Source organism: Cupriavidus necator A5-1, from assembly GCF_000744095.1.
Classification (GTDB): domain Bacteria; phylum Pseudomonadota; class Gammaproteobacteria; order Burkholderiales; family Burkholderiaceae; genus Cupriavidus; species Cupriavidus necator_A.
In genome coordinates this window covers 1,920,822-1,939,909 of the sequence record NZ_JQLI01000008.1, presented here as the reverse complement: position 1 = coordinate 1,939,909, position 19,088 = coordinate 1,920,822, and the positions used below count along the sequence as shown (strand labels likewise).

Sequence of the window (19,088 nt, the reverse complement as noted above, 5' to 3'; positions counted from 1 at the left end):
CACAGAATAGCACGGTCGTTCAATTTTAATTTTGGCCGTTTTCCTATGGCATGAGCGGCGCGCATTGTCGCCCTTACCGGGATGCATGACGGGCACCTGGGATGGCCAGGAAATTCGCCGTGTCGTGGTCGAATTAATGCCGATTACAGCACACGACAGACCAACCGAGGACCTGCTCTAAACCCAGTATCGGACTTTTATTTGCCCCGATCGGACGACTCGCTGAAAAAGACACGGTAGACTCGCGGCTTTTCGTTTTTTGCCGTCCCAGGCCTCCACAAGACGCCGGGCCGGCGGAAGTTCCAGCGACCCTGATGTCTTCCCATTCACATTCACACCCGCACGAACACCAGCACCCGGTGGTCGAGCATGACGACCTCAAGCGCAAGCTCAAGGCCCGCCACCTGACCATGATCGCCATCGGCGGCGCGGTGGGCACGGGGCTGTTCGTCGCCTCGGGCGCCTCGATCGCGCAGGCCGGGCCCGGCGGCGCGCTGCTGATGTATATGCTGCTCGGCCTGATGGTCTATTGCCTGATGACCAGCCTGGGCGAGCTCGCCGTGCATATGCCGGTGGCCGGCTCCTTCGTCACCTACAGCGCGCTCTATGTCGACGAGGGCTTCGGCTTCGCGCTCGGCTGGAACTACTGGTTCAGCCTGGCGGTGACCATCGCCGTGGAGCTGACCGCGGCGCAGCTGGTGATGCAGTACTGGTTCCCACATGTGCCGGGAGTGGTGTGGAGCGCGGCCTTCCTACTGCTGATGTTCGGGCTCAACGCCTTCTCGGTGCGCGGCTTCGGCGAGGCCGAGTACTGGTTCGCGCTGATCAAGGTGGTGACCGTGGTGGTGTTCCTGGGCGTGGGCCTGCTGATGATCTTCGGCATCATGAAGGGCGGGCCGCAATCGGGCTGGCACAACTTCACGCTCGGCGACGCGCCCTTTGTCGGCGGCATCCCGGCCATGTTCGGGGTGGCGATGATCGCGGGGTTCTCGTTTCAGGGCACCGAGACCGTAGGCGTGGCCGCGGGCGAGGCTGAAAACCCCGCCAAGACCATCCCGCGCGCGATCCGGCAGACCTTCTGGCGCATCCTGCTGTTCTATGTGATCGCCATCCTGATCATCGGGGTGCTGATCCCCTATACCGATCCCAGCCTGCTGCGCAATGACGTCACCGACGTCGGCGTGAGCCCGTTCGCGCTGGTGTTCCGCCACGCCGGGCTGGCCTTCGCCGCGGGCCTGATGAATGCCGTGGTGCTGACCGCGCTGCTGTCGGCCGGTACCTCCAGCATGTATGTGTCCACCCGGATCCTTTACGGCCTGGCCGTCAGCGGCCGCGCCCCACGAGCTTTCGGCAAGCTGACGGTGAGCGGCGTGCCGTTCAATGCGCTGCTGCTCACCACTGGCGTGGGCGCGCTGTGCTTCTTCAGTTCGCTGTTCGGCGACAAGGCGGTCTATCTCTGGCTGCTCAATACCTCGGCCATGACGGGATTCTTTGCGTGGCTGGGCATTGCCGTCAGCCACTACCGTTTCCGCCGCGGGCTGGTGCATCAGGGGTATGACGTCAGCATGCTGGCGTACCGGTCGCCGCTGTATCCGTTCGGGCCGATCTTTGCCGGGGTGTTGTGCGTGGTGATCGTGGCCGGGCAGAACTACCAGGCGTTCGCGGATATCCCGAACCGGTGGCCGGAGATCGTTGCGACGTATATCGGCGTGCCGGCGTTCCTGGCGCTGTGGTGGGGGTATCGGGTAGTGAAGAAGTCGCGGATGATCGACTACGAGGATATGCCGTTTGAGCTGCCGAAGCCGCAGGTAGCGTCCAAGGAAAAGCTGGCAGCCTGACCAACCTGCCGGTTTGCTCCCCTCTCCCGCTTGCGGGAGAGGGGCCGTGGGAAAGGGCAGGCCTGTCCCTGGCGACAAGGCGTGTCAGCACCGGACGCTCCTGCCCTCTCCCAACCCTCTCCCGCAAGCGGGAGTGGGAGCACACAATTGGCGAAGCTAGGTCTTCGCCCGTCTCTGGCTCAAACCTCCAGCCACTCCTTCCGCACCTGCGAATTCGCCTTCAGCTCCGCGGGCGTCCCTTCGAACACGATATGCCCGTGTCCCATCACATAGACCCGCTGCGAGATATCCAGCGCGATCGCCAGCTTCTGCTCGATCAGCAGCACCGACACCCCACGCTCCTTCAGCGTCTTCAGGTAATCCCCCACCAGCGTCACGATCATCGGCGCCAGCCCTTCGGTCGGCTCGTCGATCAGGATCAGGTCGGGATCGCCCATCAGCGTGCGGCACAAGGTCAGCATCTGCTGCTCGCCGCCTGACAGCACGCCGGCCGAGGTGTTTTCCCGCTCCCTCAACCGCGGGAACATGTTGAACATATCGTCCACCGACCAGCGCGGCCTGGCCTGCCGCGGGTTGCGCTTCTCGCCCAGCAGCAGGTTCTGCCGCACCGTCAGCGTCGGGAAGATATCCCGGTTCTCCGGCACATAGCCGATCCCCAGGTGCGCGATCTCGAAGGTCCGCCGCCCCAGGATCTCCTCGTCGCGAAACTTCACCGAGCCCTCGGCCTTGACCATGCCCAGGATGGCCTTGGCCATGGTCGAGCGCCCCACCCCGTTGCGGCCCAGCAGCGCCACGATCTCGCCTTCGTCGATATGGGCATCCACCCCGTGCAGGATATGGCTCTTGCCGTAGTAGGCGTGCAGGCCCGTGACGTCCAGCATGCGCTTGCCCATCAGTGCGCTCCTTCGGTGGTGTTTTCGTCCAGCGTGGTGCCCAGGTAGGCTTCCTTGACCTTGCGGTTGTTGCGGATCGCCTGCGGCGTGTCGGTGGCGATCACCTCGCCATAGACCAGCACCGAGATGCGGTCGGCCAGGCCGAACACCACGCTCATGTCGTGCTCCACCATCACCAGCGTCTTGCCCACGGTAACCTTGCGGATCAGCTCGACCGCGTGGTCCGATTCCGAGCGGCTCATGCCCGCGGTAGGTTCGTCCAGCAGGATCACCTCGGCGCCGCCGGCGATGGTGATGCCGATCTCCAGCGCACGCTGCTCGGCATAGGTCAGCAGGCCCGCCTGGCTATCGCGGCGGTGCTGCATGCCGATCAGCTCCAGCACTTCCTCGGCGCGCTCGCGCGCATCGCGCAGGCCCTTGAGGCGGTGCCAGAACGAGTATTTGTAGCCGAGCGACCACAGCACCGCGCAGCGCAGGTTCTCGAACACCGACAGCCGGTGAAAGATATTGGTGATCTGGAAGCTGCGCGACAGCCCCATGCGGTTGATCACGAAGGGCTGCAGCCCGCCGATCTCCTCGCCGTTGAGCCGCACCGTGCCGCTGGTCGGCGCAAAACGGCCGGAGATCAGGTTGAAGGTGGTGGACTTGCCCGCCCCGTTCGGCCCGATCAGCGCGTGGCGCTCGCCCTTGGCAATGTTCAGGTTCACGCCGCGGATGATCTCCGTCTGGCCGAACTTCTTGCGTACATCGGTCAGTTCCAGCGCCGCCGTCATGCCCTGCCTCCCGCGATTTCTGCCTGCACCTTGTCCCACTCAGCCCGCGCGCCGCGCACCGCCAGCCGCCATGCGGCCAGCCCGGCGGCCCACAGCACCGCCGCCACCGCCCATGGCATCCACGTCGCGGCATCGAAGCCGATGCCGAACAGCTTCATGGCGGTACCGTTGGCGCTGTCGACCTGGACCTTGTAGACCAGCTCCACCGTCAGGATCATGGCCAGCAGCAGCACCACGCCGGCGGCGCCGGCACGAGCGTACGACGGCAGCATGCGCTTGAGCTTGCCCTTGCCCAGCAGTGGCAGCTGCATCAGCAGCAGGCTGGCCAGCCCGCCCGGCACGAACATCACCATCAGCACGAAGAACAGCCCCAGGTAGAGCAGCCAGGCCTTGGTCAGGTCCGACAGCGCCACCGCGAACAGCACGAACACCACCGCACCGATGACGGGCCCGAAGAACACGCCCGCGCCGCCGATAAACACGGCCAGCAGCACGCCGCCGGAGCGCACCGCGCTGACGTTCTCGGCCGAGACGATCTCGAAGTTGATTGCCCCCAGCGCGCCGGCGATGCCGGCGAAGAACGCCGACAGGATCAGCACCAGGTAGCGCACGCGCTGGGTGTTGTAGCCGATGAACTCGACCCGCTCGGGGTTATCGCGCACGGCGTTGGCGATGCGGCCCAGCGGCGTCTGCGTCCACGCGTACATCGCCACCATCGACACCACGCACCAGACCGCGATCAGGTAGTAGACCTGGCGGCCCGGTCCGAAGGTGAGGCCAAGGAAGGGGTCGCCGACCACGCGATTGGTAGAGATGCCGCCCTCGCCGCCGAAGAACTCGGGGAACATCAGCGAGCTGGCAAACACCATCTCGCCGATGCCCATGGTGATCATGGCGAAGGTGGTGCCGGCCTTCTTGGTGGTGACGTAGCCGAAGATCACGCCGAAAAACGCGCCGGCCAGCCCCCCGACCAGCGGCAGCATCGACACCGGCAGCCATACCTTGCCGGCGCCGACCATGTTCAGCACGTGCACGGCAATAAAGGCGCCCAGGCCGGAATACACCGCATGGCCGAACGACAGCATGCCGGTCTGGCCGAGCAGCATGTTGTACGACAGCGCGAAAATGATCATGATGCCCATCTGCGACATCAGCGTGATGGCGAAGCCCCCGGTAAAGACCAGCGGCAGCACCAGCATGACCAGCATGGTCAGGCTCCAGATCATCCAGCGCGCCAGGTTCAGCGGGCGGTAGCGCATGGTGCGGCCGGTGACTACCGGCTCGCGGCGTTGTTGCATCGCTTGCTCCATGGTGTCAGCTCTCCCGGGTTCCCATCAGTCCACGCGGGCGGAAGATCAGCATCACCACCAGCAGCAGGTAAGGCAGCACCGGCGCCACCTGGGCCACCGTGAGCTTCCACAAGGAATAGAACGGCGTGGCGTCGCTGACTGCCAGCCCCAGGCTGGTCAGCAGCCCCGCGAGCGACGCGTCGATGGTGACGGCAAAGGTCTGCAGCACACCGATCAGGATCGATGCGATGAACGCCCCCACCAGCGAGCCCATCCCGCCCACCACCGCCACCACGAATACGATCGAGCCCACCGCCGCGGCCATCGAGGGCTCGGTGACGAAGGCATTGCCGCCGATCACGCCCGCCAGCCCCGCCAGCGCGGCGCCGCCGCCGAACACCATCATGAACACGCGCGGCACGTTGTGGCCGAGCGCCTCGACCATCTCCGGATGCGTCAGCGCCGCCTGGATCACCAGCCCGATGCGCGTGCGCGTCAGCATCAGGTAGATCGCCACCAGCATGCCCAGCGACACCAGCATCATGAAGGCGCGGTACTTGGGGAAGGACGAGGTGAACACCGTGAACAGCGGCCCGTCCAGCTCGGCCGGGATCCGGTACGGCACCGCGGCCAGGCCCCACACCAGCTTGACGCCCTCCTCGATCAGGTACGCCAGGCCGAAGGTGAACAGCAGCTCGGCCACGTGGCCGTACTTGTGCACCGTGCGCAGGCCGAAGCGCTCCACCAGCGCGCCCGCGCCGGCCACCAGCAGCGGCGCGAAGATCAGCGCCGGCCAGAAGCCGATCTTGCTGGCGATGGTGTATGCGAAATAGGCGCCCAGCATGTAGAAGCTGGCGTGCGCGAAGTTGAGCACGCCCATCATGCTGAAGATCAGGGTAAGGCCCGACGACAGCATGAACAGCAGCAGCCCGTAGCTGATGCCGTTCAGCAGTGAGATGACGAAGAATTCCACAGCGTGTCCTTCAAGCTGGCGCCGGCGTGCGTGGGGCGTGCCGGCATCCGTCCGGTTGGATTGAGGGTAAGCGTCCCCCACCGGAGGCAATGACGCCCCGGACGCTCCCCACTATCGACCCAAAAAGACCGAAAGTATGCAGGAACGGGCGGCCACTTTGTCAGCGTGGCCGGCCCGCCATGGACAGGATCAGCCCGGCCGCTTCATCTGGCAGGACGTGGGCTGCGCCGACACGTACTGGTCCATCAGCGCATTGGTCTTCCAGCCGTAGCCGGTGTTCTCCTGGTCGTACTTGACTTCCTTGCCATCGACCTTGGACCAGGTGGCAACGACCAGCGGCTGCTGGGCCTGGTGGTCGGTGTTGCGCATCTCGACCGTGCCGTTCATGCTGTCGACCTTGATGCCTTCCAGCGCCTTGGCCACCTTGACCGGATCGGTCGAACCGCCGTCCTTGATCGCTTTGGACAGCATGGCGATGCCGGTATAGGAAGCGACCACGTAAAAGTCATCGTTGTACTTCTTCTTGAAGCCTTCGATGACGTCCGAGCCCTTGAAGCCCTTGTTGTTGGCGTTGTAGTAGCCAACGTACTTGACGTGCTCGGCGCCGGCCGCGCCCATCGCCGTGGGTACGCCGGTGGTGCCGGCATAGTACGTGTAATAGTTGGTGGTCAGGCCGGCGTCCTTGCCCGCCTTGATCAGCAGCGCCAGGTCGCTGCCCCAGTTGCCGGTGATTACGGTATCGGCGCCCGAGGCCTTGATCTTGGCCGCGTACGGCGCGAAGTCCTTCACCTGTGCCAGCGGGTGCAGGTCTTCACCCACGATCTGGATATCCGGGCGCTTGCGCTTCAGATAGTCCTTGGCGGCCTTGGCCACCTGGTGCCCGAACGAATAGTTCTGGTTGATCAGGTAGACCTTCTTGACGTTGGGATCCTTGGCCAGGAAGCTCGTCAGCGCCTCCATCTTCATGTCGGAGTTGGCGTCGAGCCGGAAATGCCAGTAGTTGCACTTGGCATTGGTCATGTCCGGGTCCACCGCGGCGTAGTTCAGGTAGACGATTTCCTTGCCCGGGTTGCGCTCGTTATGCTTGGCCACCGCATCCTGCAGTGCCAGGCCGACCGACGAGCCGTTGCCCTGCACCACGTAGCGGATGCCCTGGTCGACCGCCTGCTTCAGGATGGTCAGGCTTTCCTGCGGCGAGAGCTTGTTGTCGAAGCCCACCACCTCGAACTTGTGCGCGCCGGCCCAGCCCTTCTGGTTGGCGATGTCGGCGACATACTGCCAGCTCTTGAGCTGGTTCTGCCCAACGGGAGCCATCAGCCCCGATAGCGGATCGATGAAGGCGATCTTCACCGTATCCGCGAGTGCGGACCCCGAAACCAGCGCAGAACCCAGTGCGGCGAACACGGCCACACCGGCCACCAGCGGACGCATTTTGGTCATACCTGTCTCCTTCACTCTTGTCGTTGGCTTGTCGTTGAATGCGGCAGTCAGGGCGCGCGCCTCCAGTCACGCGCCCGGCCCGCCCCGAACACGCCGTGCCGCAAGCAGGCACGGCGCACCGGTTGGCCTGGCCTGCCGGCCTCAGGCGGTCGGCAGCTTGTAGTCCTTGAACTGTTCGCGCAGCTTGAGCTTCTGCATCTTGCCGGTGGCGGTCAGCGGGATCTCGGTGACAAAGGCCACGTCGTCCGGGATCCACCACTTGGCGACCTTGCCCTCGAAGAACTTCAGCAGTTCCTCGCGGCTGACCTCGGCGCCGGGCTTCTTCACCACCACCAGCAGCGGGCGCTCGTCCCACTTGGGGTGGTAGGCCGAGATGCAGGCCGCCATATGCACCGCGGGATGCGCGGCGGCGACGTTCTCGATATCGATCGACGAAATCCACTCGCCGCCGGACTTGATAACGTCCTTGCTGCGGTCGGTGATCTGCATGAAGCCATCGGGGTCGATGGTGGCGACGTCGCCGGTCGGGAACCAGCCGTCGACCAGCGGATTGGCGTCGTTGCGGAAGTAGCGCTCGATGATCCACGGCCCGCGCACCATCAGATCGCCGAAGGCCTTGCCGTCCCACGGCAGTTCCTTGCCCTCGCCGTCGACGATCTTCATGTCGACGCCGAAGATCACGCGGCCCTGCTTCTCCTGGATCTTGTGGCGGTCGGCGTCGGACAGCTCGGCATGCCTGGCCAGCAGCTTGCACGACGTGCCCAGCGGCGACATCTCGGTCATGCCCCAGGCGTGGATCACCTCGACGTCCAGCGCCTCGAGCGCGCGGATCATCGCCAGCGGCGCGGCCGAGCCGCCGATCACGGTGCGGCGGAAGGTGGAGAACTTCAGGTTGTTCGACTGCACATATTGCAGCAGGCCGAGCCAGACGGTCGGCACGCCGGCGGAGAAGGTCACCTTCTCCTGCTCGAACAGTTCATAGAGCGAGGCACCGTCCAGCTTGGCGCCTGGCAGCACCAGCTTGGCGCCAACCAGCGGCACCGAGTATGGCAGGCCCCAGGCATTGACGTGGAACATCGGCACCACGGGCAGGATCACGTCGCTGGCGGAGCAGCCCAGCGCGTCGGGCATGGCCGACGCATACGAGTGCAGCACCGTCGAGCGGTGCGAGTACAGCGCGCCCTTGGGGTTGCCGGTGGTGCCCGAGGTGTAGCACAGGCTCGATGCCATGTTCTCTTCGAACTGTGGCCATTCGTAGTTGCCGTCCTGCGCCTCGATCAGTTCCTCGTAGCAAAGTAGCGGCACCTTGGACTCGGCCGGCATATGCGCGCGGTCGGTCATCGCCACCCAGCCCTTGACGTTGGGGCAATGCGGCGCCACGCCTTCCACCAGCGGCAGGAAGGTCAGGTCGAAGAAGATATAGCCGTCTTCCGCGTGGTTGACGATATAGGCGATCTGTTCAGGGAACAGGCGCGGGTTGACGGTATGGCAGACGGCGCCCATGCCGGACACGCCGTAATAGATCTCGAGGTGGCGGTAGCCATTCCAGGCCAGCGTGCCGACGCGCTCGCCCTGCTTCACGCCCAGCGCACCGAGCGCCTGCGCCAGCTTGCGCGCGCGCAGTTCGCAGTCACGGTACGTGTAGCGATGCAGGTCGCCCTCCGTGCGCCGCGAAACGATCTCGGTGCTCCCGTAATAACGGGCGGCGTGTTTGATCATGGAGGAAATGAGCAGCGGAGCGCTCATCATTTGACCCATCAATGCCATGTACCTGTCTCCTGAAAGTCTGGTTTCCGCCGGAAAACGAACAACCGTACTATTTTTTGGCGATTGTTCCCATGCATCGAATCAGCGTCAACGTGATTCTGTTGTGCACTGCCGTACTGTCGTGGTCATCGGGGCCGCAATTCTGCGAATGTCCATGCACCGGATTTATGTGCGCACTAAAGGAGGGGAAATAACCGTGCGGTGCGTGGCGGTCTCGTCAGTCGAGAACCATTGAGGACGTACAATACTGCGTGGCATGTTGCACCTCAACATGTCGTTTTCCCTAGCCACAATCGCATTTCCGTGCCCTCAGGCATGCGGCGCTGCACTGCCCTGCAAGCGGCCTGCAGCACCGCTTCCGGGTCAGGAGATGCACACCGCCCCCTTGCGCCCAAGCGCCCTACGCGATGCCAGACACGCCCCAGTCCTTCGCTTCACAATCCTCGCGCGCCACGGCGTCCGTTCCGCTGTCCATCCCCTTCAGTACCTCGCCTGGCTTTGCTGCCATCGGCGAGAAATTCTTCACGCGGCTGCCCCCCACGCCTCTGCCCGCGCCCTACCTGGTCAGCGTGGCACCGGCGGCGGCTGCATTGCTCGGCTGGGATGCGGGCATCGGCAATGAGCAGGGATTTGTCGAGACCTTTGTCGGCAACCAGGTGCCGGAGTGGGCCGACCCCATCGCCACGGTCTATTCCGGCCACCAGTTCGGCGTCTGGGCCGGCCAGCTCGGCGACGGCCGCGCGATCCGGCTGGCGCAGGCCGAGACCGGTACCGGCCCGTGGGAGATCCAGGTCAAGGGCGCCGGGCTGACGCCGTACTCGCGCATGGCCGATGGCCGCGCGGTGCTGCGCTCTTCGATCCGTGAGTACCTGTGCTCGGAGGCGATGGCCGCGTTGGGCGTGCCGACCACGCGTGCGTTATCCATCGTCGGCTCGGACGCGCCGGTGCGCCGCGAAACCATCGAGACCTCCGCGGTGGTGACACGGCTGTCGCCGACCTTTATCCGCTTCGGGCACTTCGAGCATTTCGCCGCGCACGATGACGTGGCCGCGCTGCGCCAGCTCGCGGACTTTGTCATCGACAACTTCATGCCGGCCTGTCGCGAGGATGCCCAGCCCTACCAGGCGTTGCTGCGCGAGGTCTCGCTGCGCACCGCCGACCTGATCGCGCACTGGCAAGCGGTGGGCTTCTGCCATGGCGTGATGAACACCGACAATATGTCGATCCTGGGCCTGACCATCGACTACGGCCCGTTCGGCTTCCTCGACGCGTTCGACGCCAACCATATCTGCAACCACTCCGACACGCAGGGCCGCTACGCCTACAGCCAGCAGCCGCAGGTAGCGTTCTGGAACCTGCATTGCCTGGCGCAGGCGCTGCTGCCGCTGTGGCTTCCGCCCGAAGAATCCGACAAGGAAGGCGCGCGCGAAGCCGCGGTGGAAGCCGCGCGCGCCGCCCTCGACCCGTTCCGCGACCGCTACGCCGCCGCCTTCTTCCGCCACTACCGCGCCAAGCTGGGGCTGCGCCCGCCCGCCGGCGGCGATGACAAAGCTGATGAGCCGCTGCTGACTGCCCTGTTCCAGCTGCTGCATGCGCAACGCGTGGACTACACGCTGTTCTGGCGCAAGCTGTGCGGCATCTCGTCGACCGATGCCTCGCGCGACGCGCCGGTGCGCGACCTGTTCCTGGATCGCGCCGCCTTCGACACGTGGGTGGCCGACTACCGCGCACGCCTGCGCGCCGAGCAATCGCACGACGCCGCCCGCGAACTGGAAATGCTGGCAGTCAACCCCAAATACGTGCTGCGCAACCACTTGGCCGAGACCGCGATCCGGCGCGCCCGCGAGAAGGACTTCAGCGAAGTCGACCGCCTGCTGGCCGTGCTGTCGCGCCCGTTCGACGAACAGCCTGAAGCGGAACATTACGCAGCGCTGCCGCCGGACTGGGCGTCGGGGCTGGAAGTCAGCTGCTCATCGTGATCCCCGCGCCTGCACGCAAGCGCCAGCCGGTGTAAGGTTCGCGCAAAGCACGTAAAAATCCGAGGAAGACCCGACCATGACCACCACCAAGACCGACGCCGAGTGGCGTGAACAACTCTCCGACATCGAGTACCGCGTCACTCGCGAGGCGGCCACCGAGCGCCCCTTCACCGGCCGCTACTGGGACCACTGGGACCGCGGCATCTACAAGTGCGTCGGCTGCGGCACGGCGCTGTTCGAGTCCGCCACCAAGTTCGATGCCGGCTGCGGCTGGCCCAGCTATTTCCGTCCGATCAACGGCGAGGTCATTGCCGAGCATACCGACCACAGCCACGGCATGGTCCGGATCGAAGTACGGTGCAAGGAATGCGGCAGCCACCTGGGCCACGTGTTCGAGGATGGCCCCGCGCCGACCGGCCTGCGCTATTGCATCAACTCGGCTGCGCTAAAATTCGACGATCGCGACCCGGCGCAGCGTGAGGCGGATGATGCCCATGGCGCCGGCAGCGGCAACGATCCCCAGCGCGATCCGCAGCGCTGAATAACCTGGTACCGCATGAAATTCCTGTTCGACCTGTTCCCGGTCATCCTGTTTTTTGTTGCCTTCAAGCTGGCAGACATCTACACCGCCACCGCCGTGGCCATCGCTGCGACGGTGGTGCAGATCGGCTGGGTCTGGTTCCGCCACCGCAAGGTGGAGCCGATGCAGTGGGTCAGCCTGCTGATCATCGCCGTCTTCGGCGGCGCCACGCTGGTGCTGCACAACGAGACCTTCATCAAGTGGAAGCCGACTGTGCTGTACTGGATGTTCGCCGCGGCCCTGATGGGTTCGGTGATCGGCTGGCGCAAGAACCTGATCCGCGCCATGATGGAAAAGCAGGTGACCCTGCCCGATTCGGTCTGGGCGCGGCTGAATGCCGCCTGGGCGGGCTTCTTTGCCGCCATGGGCGTGCTCAACCTGTATGTGGCGTACGAGTTCTCGACCGACGTCTGGGTCAATTTCAAGCTGTTCGGCAGCATGGGGCTGATGCTGGTGTTTATCGTCGCGCAAAGCGTCTGGCTGTCGCGTCACATGCCCGAAAACAGCAAGGACTGAGGTCCTGTCCCCCAATACCGAAATCGAAGGAACTATTGATGGCAGCCGATCCCGCCACCATCGAGGCGATGCTGCGTGATGCGCTCGCCCCCAGCCACCTCACCGTGCGCGATGACAGTGCCCTGCACGCCGGACACGCCGGCGCCGCATCCGGCGGCGGACATTACGACGTGACAATCGTCAGCGAGCGCTTTGCAGGTCACAACCGGGTTGCGCGACACCGCATGGTGTATGATGCGCTGCGCGGTCTGTTCCCCGCGCAGATCCACGCACTGGCCGTGACTGCGTTCACCGACCAAGAGTACCAATCGCGCGCTCAATCACGCGCATCTTCCAGCAACTCTCAGACCTGATTCCATGAAGACCACCGTCCTCTCGTTCAGCCTGGCGGCTGTGCTTGCTGCCGGCAGCCTGCCGGCCATCGCCCAGAATGCCGCCGTCGTGAATGGCAAGGCCATTTCGTCGGCTAAGCTGGACAAGTTGATCGCCGGCACCGGCCAGCCCGACAATCCGGAGCTGCGCTCGCGGGCCCGCAACATGCTGATCGACCGCGAACTGCTTGTGCAAGAAGCCAACAAGCGCGGCCTGACCCAGCGCGACGACGTGCAGGAGCAACTGGAACAGGCCCGCCTGAACGTGCTGGCCGGCGCGGTGTTCGAAGACTACGTGAAGACCCACGGCGCCAGCGACGCCGAGCTGCGCAAGCAGTACGACAAGATCAAGTCGCAGTTCGGCAACGGCAAGGAATACCACGCCCGCCATATCCTGGTGGAGAAGGAAGCCGACGCCAAGGCCATCATCGCCAAGATCAAGGGCGGCGCCAAGTTCGATGACCAGGCCAAGGCCGCGTCCAAGGACCCGGGCTCGGCGGCCAACGGCGGCGACCTGGACTGGGCCAACAGCAGCAGCTACGTGCCGGAGTTCTCGGCGGCCATGACCGGCCTGAAGAAGGGCCAGATGACCGAGACGCCGGTCAAGACCCAGTTCGGCTGGCACATCATCGAGCTGGTGGACGTGCGCGAAGCCAAGATCCCGTCGTTCGAAGAGGTCAAGCCGCAACTGACCCAGATGCTGATGGGCGACCAGAACTGGCAGCGCGAGCAATTCCAGACCATGATGAAGTCGCTGAAGGATAAGGCCAAGATTCAGTAAGCACGGACCGGTCGCCCCCCGCCGGTCTGCAATATTGAAGGATGCAGCGCGTGGAGACGATCGCCGGATACTGGCAACTGTGGCATCTTTCGTCCCGGGGCATGTGCTATTGCGCACTGGCCTGGGCGTCCCTGGACGGCGCCGCCCCTGGCTGGCGCCGGCTCCATCCCCACCTCCCCCTGCGTGACCGCTACGCACCCGAGAAGATCCTGCACGCCGTCGTGGCGTACAAGGAAGCTCGCGGCGAGATCAGGCCGTCCCCCGGTTTTGAAGCAGGGCGGATGCTGACTTATGCGTATGCATCGTGGAGTTCGCGCTTGCTGCCGCCGATTCCGGGCTGAATCGATTCACTGGCGGCGATCGTAACGCCACCCCGCCTCGTCGAGCTGACTGACGCTGTCGACGACCAGCCTGACCAGGGCGTCCAGCATCTTCTCGAATACCGTGATGGCACTGTCGATGGCACCGGCGGTGAACATCGCCTAGTGCAACAGCAAGTACAGCAGCACGGTGGCCAACAGCGCCACCAGGCCGTTGGGCCAGGCGACCAGCCACTGGTTCAGCTCAAGGGCAAGTCCCAGCATCATGCCGAGCAGCGCCGAGGCAACGCCCGCCCAGTTGAATGCGGGCTGGGCGTTCAGTTCGCGAACTTCATAGCAGCCCTTCTGCTTGATGTAGAAGTCCGCCAGCAGCGGGCCGGCCAGCGGTGGCGCCATGATGCCGAGGTAGTTGATGAACTGCGAAAAGAACATCTGGTAGAAGCCCAGCGACCCGAGCACGGTGCCAACAAGGCCGGCAACAAGGACGAGCTTCTTCTTGCTGACCGCGAATCCGCGGGACTGCAGCACCGGACCCGTGTAGAGCGCATTGCAATAGAGCTCGGCATCGTTGGTGGTCCATAGCGACAAGGTCCAGGTCACCGCGCCCGCCAGTGCCAGCAGGAAGCTCTTCTCCAGCATCCACGACACATAGTTGTATTCGCCGACGGTGACGGTGCCGATATAGCCGACGATGTTGAGCAAGGGGTTGGTCAACAGGAAGCAGGCGGCCGAGCCCAGCCAGACCGCACGTGCGCTCCGGTTGAAGCGGAACAGGTCGACACCCATGATGGCGCCCGCGATCCAGTTCCCCACCAGCATGGTGACGGCCGAGGATAACGGCAGGCCGCTCTTTTGCGCGGAGGCCGCGATAAAGCTGCCCAGCCCGCCGCCCTCGTCGAGCATGCCGATGCCGACCAGCACCGCGATCAGCATGATGACGGGCGCCACCGGCACCGCCAGGCGCTCCAGCCCTTTCATGCCTGACGGGTGCCGGGGACGACTGCGCCTTCTGATTCATGACTGGACCTCCGAATCGACCGTTCCTTGTTCGAGCGAGCGGGATGCAAGGGGATTCAGCCGATGCGCGGCGCGTTCCTGGAGCGCGAATATGCCGGCACAGCCCTGCATCCGATCGTGAGTCAGCGCGAGAATATCAGCGCGCAAACGGCCGAAACTGGGGAAGATTCCAAGATCCGAAGCGAAATGGCCGCCGCCATCAGGGCATTGGCGGCATGCATCGTCGAAAAACTAAAAAGCCACCGGCGCTGCCGGTGGCTCAGGGTGCTGACAAAGCTCTGCTGCGGTATGAAGGACCAACTGGGTACTCCCTCTTCCGTTGCGGGAGAGGGTTGGGGAGAGGGCCGGTGTATCGACGAAGTGCCGTGTGTCGGTATGCCACCGCCTGCCCTCTCCCCCGCCCCTCTCCCGCAAGCGGCAGAGGGGAGCAAACCGGCGGAATTTGACAAGCTGCGGGCTTAGCAGCTGTTGCTTACCCCACCCACTTCCGCGCATTGCGGAACATCCGCATCCACGGGCTGCCACCATCCGCAACCTGCTTCCACGCATCCGGTGCCCAGCTCATGGTCGCGGCACGGAACACGCGTTCCGGGTGCGGCATCAGCACGGTGAAGCGGCCGTCGAAGGTCGTCACCGAGGTGATACCTTCCGGCGAACCATTCGGGTTGAGCGGATAGGCCTGCGTAACCGCGCCGTAGTTGTCGACGAAACGCAGCGCGACCTTGGCCTCGCCGATATTGCCCTGCTGCGAGAAGTCGGCAAACCCTTCGCCGTGCGCGACCACGATGGGGATGCGGCTGCCTTCCATGCCGGCGAAGAAGATCGACGGCGACGACTGCACTTCCACGGTGACGTAGCGCGCCTCGTACTGCTCCGACTGGTTGCGGGTGAACTGCGGCCACGCACCCGCGCCCGGGATGATCGGGGCCAGGTTGCTCATCATCTGGCAGCCATTGCACACGCCCAGCGCAAAGGTGTCCTGGCGGTTGAAGAACGCCGCGAACTGCTCGGCCATCTGCGCGTTGAACAGGATGGTCTTGGCCCAGCCCTCGCCCGCACCCAGCACGTCGCCGTAGCTGAAGCCGCCGCAGGCAACAAAGCCGCTGAAGTCAGCCAGGTTGGCGCGGCCGGCGATCAGGTCGCTCATATGCACGTCGTGCGTATCGAAGCCCGCGCGATCCATGCTGTACGCCATCTCGATCTGCGAGTTGACGCCCTGCTCGCGCAGGATCGCCACCCGCGGACGGGCGCCGGTGGCGACGCTGGGGCCAACATAGGGCGCGGCGATATCCTCGGCCGGATCGAACGTCAGCACCGGGCTGATGCCGGGGTCGGCGGCGTCGAGCAGGCGGTCGTATTCGCTGTCGGCGCAGGCCGGGTTGTCGCGCAGGCGCGCGATGCGCCAGCTGACTTCGCTCCAGTTGCGCTGCAGGTCGGTGCGCGAAGCGCCGAATACCTTCTTGGCGTCGCGGTAGATCTCGACCTGGTCGGTCGCATTGGGCTTGCCGACCACGTGGCTGCACGCCGACAGGCCGGCCTCACGCAGCACCGCGAAGACCGCGTCGCGGTCCTGCATGCGCACTTGCACCACCGCGCCCAGTTCTTCCGCGAACAGCGCGCGCAGGGTCTGGTCGTTGCGGCGCTCGGCGATCTGCTGCGCCCAGTTCTTGGCGTCGCCGTAGTCCTGCTCCTGCTGCGGGTCCAGCGCCAGCATGTCGACGTTGAGCGAAACGCCGCAGTGGCCGGCAAAGGCCATCTCGGCCAGCGTGGCCAGGAAGCCGCCGTCGGAACGGTCGTGGTAGGCCAGCACCTTGCCTTCGCGGTTCAGGCGCTGGATCACGTTGAAGAAGTTCTTCAGGTCTTCGGCGTTGTCGACATCCGGGGCGCTGTCGCCCACCTGCTGCATGACCTGCGCCAGGATGCTGCCGGCCATGCGGTTCTTGCCACGGCCCAAATCGACGGCGATCAGCACCGTGTCACCGGCGTCGGTGCGCAGTTGCGGCGTCAGCGTGCGGTTGACGTCGTCCACCGCGGCAAAGGCCGAGATGATCAGCGACACCGGCGCGACCACTTCCTTGTTGACGCCGTCGTCCTGCCACTTGGTGCGCATCGACAGCGAATCCTTGCCGACCGGGATGCTGATGCCCAGCGCCGGGCACAACTCCATGCCGACGGCGTGCACGGTGTCATACAGTTTGGCGTCCTCACCTTCCACGCCGCAGGCGGCCATCCAGTTGGCCGACAGCTTGACCTTGCCCAGGTCCTTGACCGGTGCCGCCGCCAGGTTGGTCAGCGCCTCGCCGATCGCCATGCGGCCGGAGGCCGGGGCATCGATCACGGCCAGCGGCGTGCGTTCGCCCATGGTCATCGCCTCACCGGCGTTGCCCTTGTAGTCGAGCGTGGTCACGGCAACGTCGGCCACCGGCACCTGCCACGGGCCGACCATCTGGTCGCGCGCGTTCATGCCGCCGACGGTACGGTCGCCAATCGAAATCAGGAACGACTTGTTCGCCACGGTCGGGTGGCGCAGCACGTCGCGCACCGCCTGCTCCAGGCTGATGCCGGTCACGTCCACGGCCGGCAGTGCCTGCTCCACGCGCTTGACGTCACGGTGCATGCGCGGCGGCTTGCCCAGCAGCACGTCCATCGGCATGTTGACGGCGTAGTGCTCCTTGAGCGCCGCGTCGACGCTGGCGTCGACCAGCTGCAGCTGCTTTTCTTCGGTGGCGATGCCGACCACCGCGAACGGCGAGCGCTCGCGCTGGCACATGGCCTGGAACTGCGGGAAGCTGTCCGCCGCGATCGCCAGAACGTACCGCTCCTGCGACTCGTTGCACCAGATCTCGGCCGGCGACAGGCCGGACTCTTCCAGGTGCACCTGACGCAGGTCGAAGCGCGCGCCGCGGTCGGCGCCGTCCACCAGTTCCGGGAAGGCGTTGGAGATGCCGCCGGCGCCGACGTCGTGGATCGATAGGATCGGGTTGGCGTCGCCGAGCTGCCAGCACGCGTTGATCACTTCCTGCGCGCGGCGTTCCATCTCGGGGTTGCCGCGCTGGACCGAATCGAAGTCCAGGTCGGCGGTGTTGGTGCCGGTCGCCATCGAGCTGGCGGCGCCGCCGCCCATGCCGATGCGCATGCCCGGGCCGCCGAGCTGGATCAGCAGCGTGCCGGCCGGCAGCGGGTTCTTGTGCGTGTGCGAGGCGTCGATATTGCCGATGCCGCCCGCGATCATGATCGGCTTGTGGTAGCCGCGCACGGTGCCGCCCACGTTCTGCTCGTAGACGCGGAAGTAGCCACCCAGGCTGGCGCGGCCGAACTCGTTGTTGAAGGCGGCACCGCCGAGCGGGCCGTCGATCATGATCTGCAGCGGCGAGGCGATGCGGTCCGGCTTGCCGGTCACGCCGGGCTTGTCGTCGGGGTTGCGGTGTGCCACCGGCTGGGCGGCGTCGCGGTCGTTTTCCCAGGACTCGACGGCCTCGGGCAGCATCAGGTTGGACACCGTGAAGCCGGTCAGGCCGGCCTTGGGCTTGGCGCCGCGGCCGGTCGCGCCCTCGTCGCGGATTTCACCGCCGGCGCCGGTCGAGGCACCCGGGAACGGCGAGATCGCGGTCGGGTGGTTGTGCGTCTCCACCTTCATCAGCGTGTGGGTCAGCGCCTCGTGGCGGCCGTACTTGTGGTCGCCGCCGCGCGGGAACCAACGCTCGGCCACATCGCCTTCCATCACCGCCGAGTTGTCCGAGTAGGCCACGATCGAGCCCTGCGGATTGAGCTGGTGCGTATTGCGGATCATCGCGAACAGCGACTTGTCCTGCTGCACGCCGTCGATGGTCCAGGTGGCGTTGAAGATCTTGTGGCGGCAGTGCTCGCTGTTGGCCTGCGCGAACATCATTAGCTCGACATCAGTCGGGTTGCGCTCCAGCCTGGCGTAGGCGTCGACCAGGTAGTCGATCTCGTCCTCCGATAGCGCCAGGCCCATCTCGACGTTGGCCGCGGCCAGCGCGCTGCGGCCGCCGGAGATATCGATAAAGCGCAGCGGCTTGGCCGGCAGTTCCTGGAACAGGCCGGCGGCATCCTCGCGGGTGGCGACCACGGTCTCGGTCATGCGGTCGAACAGGTGCGCGGCGACGGCGGCGCGGGTGTCCGCGTCCAGCGTCTTGCGCCCGCGCAGCAGGCCCTTCTTGCAGATGACCGTGATCTCGATGCCGCGCTCGATGCGGTGGATATGCGTGAGACCGCAGTTATGGGCGATGTCGGTGGCCTTGCTGGCCCACGGCGAGATCGTGCCGAAGCGCGGGATCACCACGAAACGGTCGCCCTCGGCCTGCTCGGCGAACGGTGCGCCGTAGGTCAGCAGCGCCGCCACGCGCGACTGGTCGTCGGCCGACAGCGGCGTCTGCGCGTCAACAAAGTGCAGGAACTGGCCGTGCACCGACTCGATATCGGCGTCGATTTGCCGGAGAGCGGTGAGCAGGCGTTGCTGACGGAAGGCGGAAAGCGCCAAAGCGCCGGAGAAGCACGAGAAATGCGCCATGATCGTAGCGGTCAGGGAGG

Annotated in this window: 16 protein-coding genes; 7 read left to right on the top strand and 9 right to left on the bottom strand. The window is 65.3% G+C overall.

Annotation, left to right across the window (positions count from 1 at the left end; translation table 11 throughout):
• Positions 1-314: 314 nt before the first annotated feature.
• Positions 315-1,838 carry an amino acid permease gene (locus K307_RS33110; RefSeq protein ID WP_051975265.1) on the top strand — a complete coding sequence of 508 codons (1,524 nt, stop codon included), beginning with the start codon at positions 315-317 and terminating at the stop codon, positions 1,836-1,838.
• 179 nt (positions 1,839-2,017) lie between these two features.
• On the opposite strand, the gene K307_RS33105 is transcribed toward K307_RS33110, so the two are convergent.
• From K307_RS33105 to K307_RS33080, 6 genes are all read right to left on the bottom strand, one after another.
• Positions 2,018-2,731, bottom strand: coding sequence for an ABC transporter ATP-binding protein (locus K307_RS33105; protein ID WP_042885196.1), 714 nt, complete (start codon positions 2,729-2,731; stop codon positions 2,018-2,020).
• A complete protein-coding gene (locus tag K307_RS33100) occupies positions 2,731-3,504 on the bottom strand; it encodes an ABC transporter ATP-binding protein (RefSeq protein ID WP_042885194.1) in 774 nt (257 codons plus the stop codon). The genes K307_RS33105 and K307_RS33100 overlap by 1 nt, the downstream gene beginning before the upstream one ends.
• The gene (locus tag K307_RS33095; protein ID WP_042885192.1) at positions 3,501-4,814 is read right to left on the bottom strand and encodes a branched-chain amino acid ABC transporter permease; all 1,314 of its coding nucleotides are present in this window, start codon (positions 4,812-4,814) and stop codon (positions 3,501-3,503) included. Before K307_RS33095 ends, K307_RS33100 begins: the two co-directional genes overlap by 4 nt.
• A 4-nt stretch (positions 4,815-4,818) precedes the next feature.
• On the bottom strand, positions 4,819-5,766 hold the full coding sequence (locus K307_RS33090) for a branched-chain amino acid ABC transporter permease (protein WP_042885191.1): 948 nt from the start codon (positions 5,764-5,766) through the stop codon (positions 4,819-4,821).
• A gap of 189 nt (positions 5,767-5,955) precedes the next feature.
• Entirely contained in the window at positions 5,956-7,206 is a 1,251-nt protein-coding gene (locus tag K307_RS33085) for a branched-chain amino acid ABC transporter substrate-binding protein (RefSeq protein ID WP_042885189.1), read from the bottom strand.
• 141 nt (positions 7,207-7,347) lie between these two features.
• Entirely contained in the window at positions 7,348-8,973 is a 1,626-nt protein-coding gene (locus K307_RS33080) for a 3-(methylthio)propionyl-CoA ligase (RefSeq protein ID WP_042885187.1), read from the bottom strand.
• 407 nt (positions 8,974-9,380) lie between these two features.
• Between K307_RS33080 and K307_RS33075 the strand changes: the two genes are divergently transcribed.
• From K307_RS33075 to K307_RS33050, 6 genes are all read left to right on the top strand, one after another.
• Positions 9,381-10,952 (top strand): protein adenylyltransferase SelO, encoded by a 1,572-nt coding sequence (locus K307_RS33075; RefSeq protein WP_042885186.1) that lies wholly within the window; start codon positions 9,381-9,383, stop codon positions 10,950-10,952.
• 76 nt (positions 10,953-11,028) lie between these two features.
• Positions 11,029-11,493 carry a peptide-methionine (R)-S-oxide reductase MsrB gene (msrB, locus tag K307_RS33070; protein ID WP_042885183.1) on the top strand — a complete coding sequence of 155 codons (465 nt, stop codon included), beginning with the start codon at positions 11,029-11,031 and terminating at the stop codon, positions 11,491-11,493.
• Between the two features lie 15 nt (positions 11,494-11,508).
• Complete coding sequence (locus K307_RS33065) at positions 11,509-12,048, top strand: septation protein A (RefSeq protein WP_042885182.1); 540 nt, start codon at positions 11,509-11,511, stop codon at positions 12,046-12,048.
• A gap of 38 nt (positions 12,049-12,086) precedes the next feature.
• The gene (locus K307_RS33060) at positions 12,087-12,401 is read left to right on the top strand and encodes a BolA family protein (RefSeq protein WP_042885180.1); all 315 of its coding nucleotides are present in this window, start codon (positions 12,087-12,089) and stop codon (positions 12,399-12,401) included.
• Positions 12,402-12,405: 4 nt separating this feature from the next.
• Positions 12,406-13,200 (top strand): peptidylprolyl isomerase, encoded by a 795-nt coding sequence (locus K307_RS33055; protein ID WP_042885179.1) that lies wholly within the window; start codon positions 12,406-12,408, stop codon positions 13,198-13,200.
• A 41-nt stretch (positions 13,201-13,241) separates the two neighbouring features.
• The gene (locus K307_RS33050) at positions 13,242-13,541 is read left to right on the top strand and encodes a hypothetical protein (RefSeq protein ID WP_042885178.1); all 300 of its coding nucleotides are present in this window, start codon (positions 13,242-13,244) and stop codon (positions 13,539-13,541) included.
• 6 nt (positions 13,542-13,547) lie between these two features.
• Here the strand turns inward: K307_RS33050 and K307_RS50445 are convergent, their stop codons facing one another.
• The 3 genes from K307_RS50445 to purL form a co-directional block, all read right to left on the bottom strand.
• Positions 13,548-13,679: a hypothetical protein gene (locus K307_RS50445; RefSeq protein WP_268989233.1), complete on the bottom strand. Its 132-nt coding sequence runs from the start codon at positions 13,677-13,679 to the stop codon at positions 13,548-13,550.
• 3 nt (positions 13,680-13,682) lie between these two features.
• Entirely contained in the window at positions 13,683-14,498 is an 816-nt protein-coding gene (locus K307_RS46700) for a cytosine permease (RefSeq protein WP_080745292.1), read from the bottom strand.
• 511 nt (positions 14,499-15,009) lie between these two features.
• Positions 15,010-19,068 carry a phosphoribosylformylglycinamidine synthase gene (gene purL / locus K307_RS33035; RefSeq protein WP_042885176.1) on the bottom strand — a complete coding sequence of 1,353 codons (4,059 nt, stop codon included), beginning with the start codon at positions 19,066-19,068 and terminating at the stop codon, positions 15,010-15,012.
• Between the last annotated feature and the right edge of the window lie 20 nt (positions 19,069-19,088).

Excerpts from the sequence above, each read along its gene's own strand:
- K307_RS33110 (WP_051975265.1), top strand. The coding sequence starts at position 315 with ATGTCTTCCCATTCACATTCACACCCGCACGAACACCAGCACCCGGTG.
- K307_RS33105 (WP_042885196.1), bottom strand. The coding sequence starts at position 2,731 with ATGGGCAAGCGCATGCTGGACGTCACGGGCCTGCACGCCTACTACGGC.
- K307_RS33100 (WP_042885194.1), bottom strand. The coding sequence starts at position 3,504 with ATGACGGCGGCGCTGGAACTGACCGATGTACGCAAGAAGTTCGGCCAG.
- K307_RS33095 (WP_042885192.1), bottom strand. The coding sequence starts at position 4,814 with ATGGAGCAAGCGATGCAACAACGCCGCGAGCCGGTAGTCACCGGCCGC.
- K307_RS33085 (WP_042885189.1), bottom strand. The coding sequence starts at position 7,206 with ATGACCAAAATGCGTCCGCTGGTGGCCGGTGTGGCCGTGTTCGCCGCA.
- K307_RS33080 (WP_042885187.1), bottom strand. The coding sequence starts at position 8,973 with ATGGCATTGATGGGTCAAATGATGAGCGCTCCGCTGCTCATTTCCTCC.
- K307_RS33075 (WP_042885186.1), top strand. The coding sequence starts at position 9,381 with ATGCCAGACACGCCCCAGTCCTTCGCTTCACAATCCTCGCGCGCCACG.
- msrB (WP_042885183.1), top strand. The coding sequence starts at position 11,029 with ATGACCACCACCAAGACCGACGCCGAGTGGCGTGAACAACTCTCCGAC.
- K307_RS33065 (WP_042885182.1), top strand. The coding sequence starts at position 11,509 with ATGAAATTCCTGTTCGACCTGTTCCCGGTCATCCTGTTTTTTGTTGCC.
- K307_RS33060 (WP_042885180.1), top strand. The coding sequence starts at position 12,087 with ATGGCAGCCGATCCCGCCACCATCGAGGCGATGCTGCGTGATGCGCTC.
- K307_RS33055 (WP_042885179.1), top strand. The coding sequence starts at position 12,406 with ATGAAGACCACCGTCCTCTCGTTCAGCCTGGCGGCTGTGCTTGCTGCC.
- K307_RS33050 (WP_042885178.1), top strand. The coding sequence starts at position 13,242 with ATGCAGCGCGTGGAGACGATCGCCGGATACTGGCAACTGTGGCATCTT.
- K307_RS50445 (WP_268989233.1), bottom strand. The coding sequence starts at position 13,679 with ATGTTCACCGCCGGTGCCATCGACAGTGCCATCACGGTATTCGAGAAG.
- K307_RS46700 (WP_080745292.1), bottom strand. The coding sequence starts at position 14,498 with ATGAAAGGGCTGGAGCGCCTGGCGGTGCCGGTGGCGCCCGTCATCATG.
- purL (WP_042885176.1), bottom strand. The coding sequence starts at position 19,068 with ATGGCGCATTTCTCGTGCTTCTCCGGCGCTTTGGCGCTTTCCGCCTTC.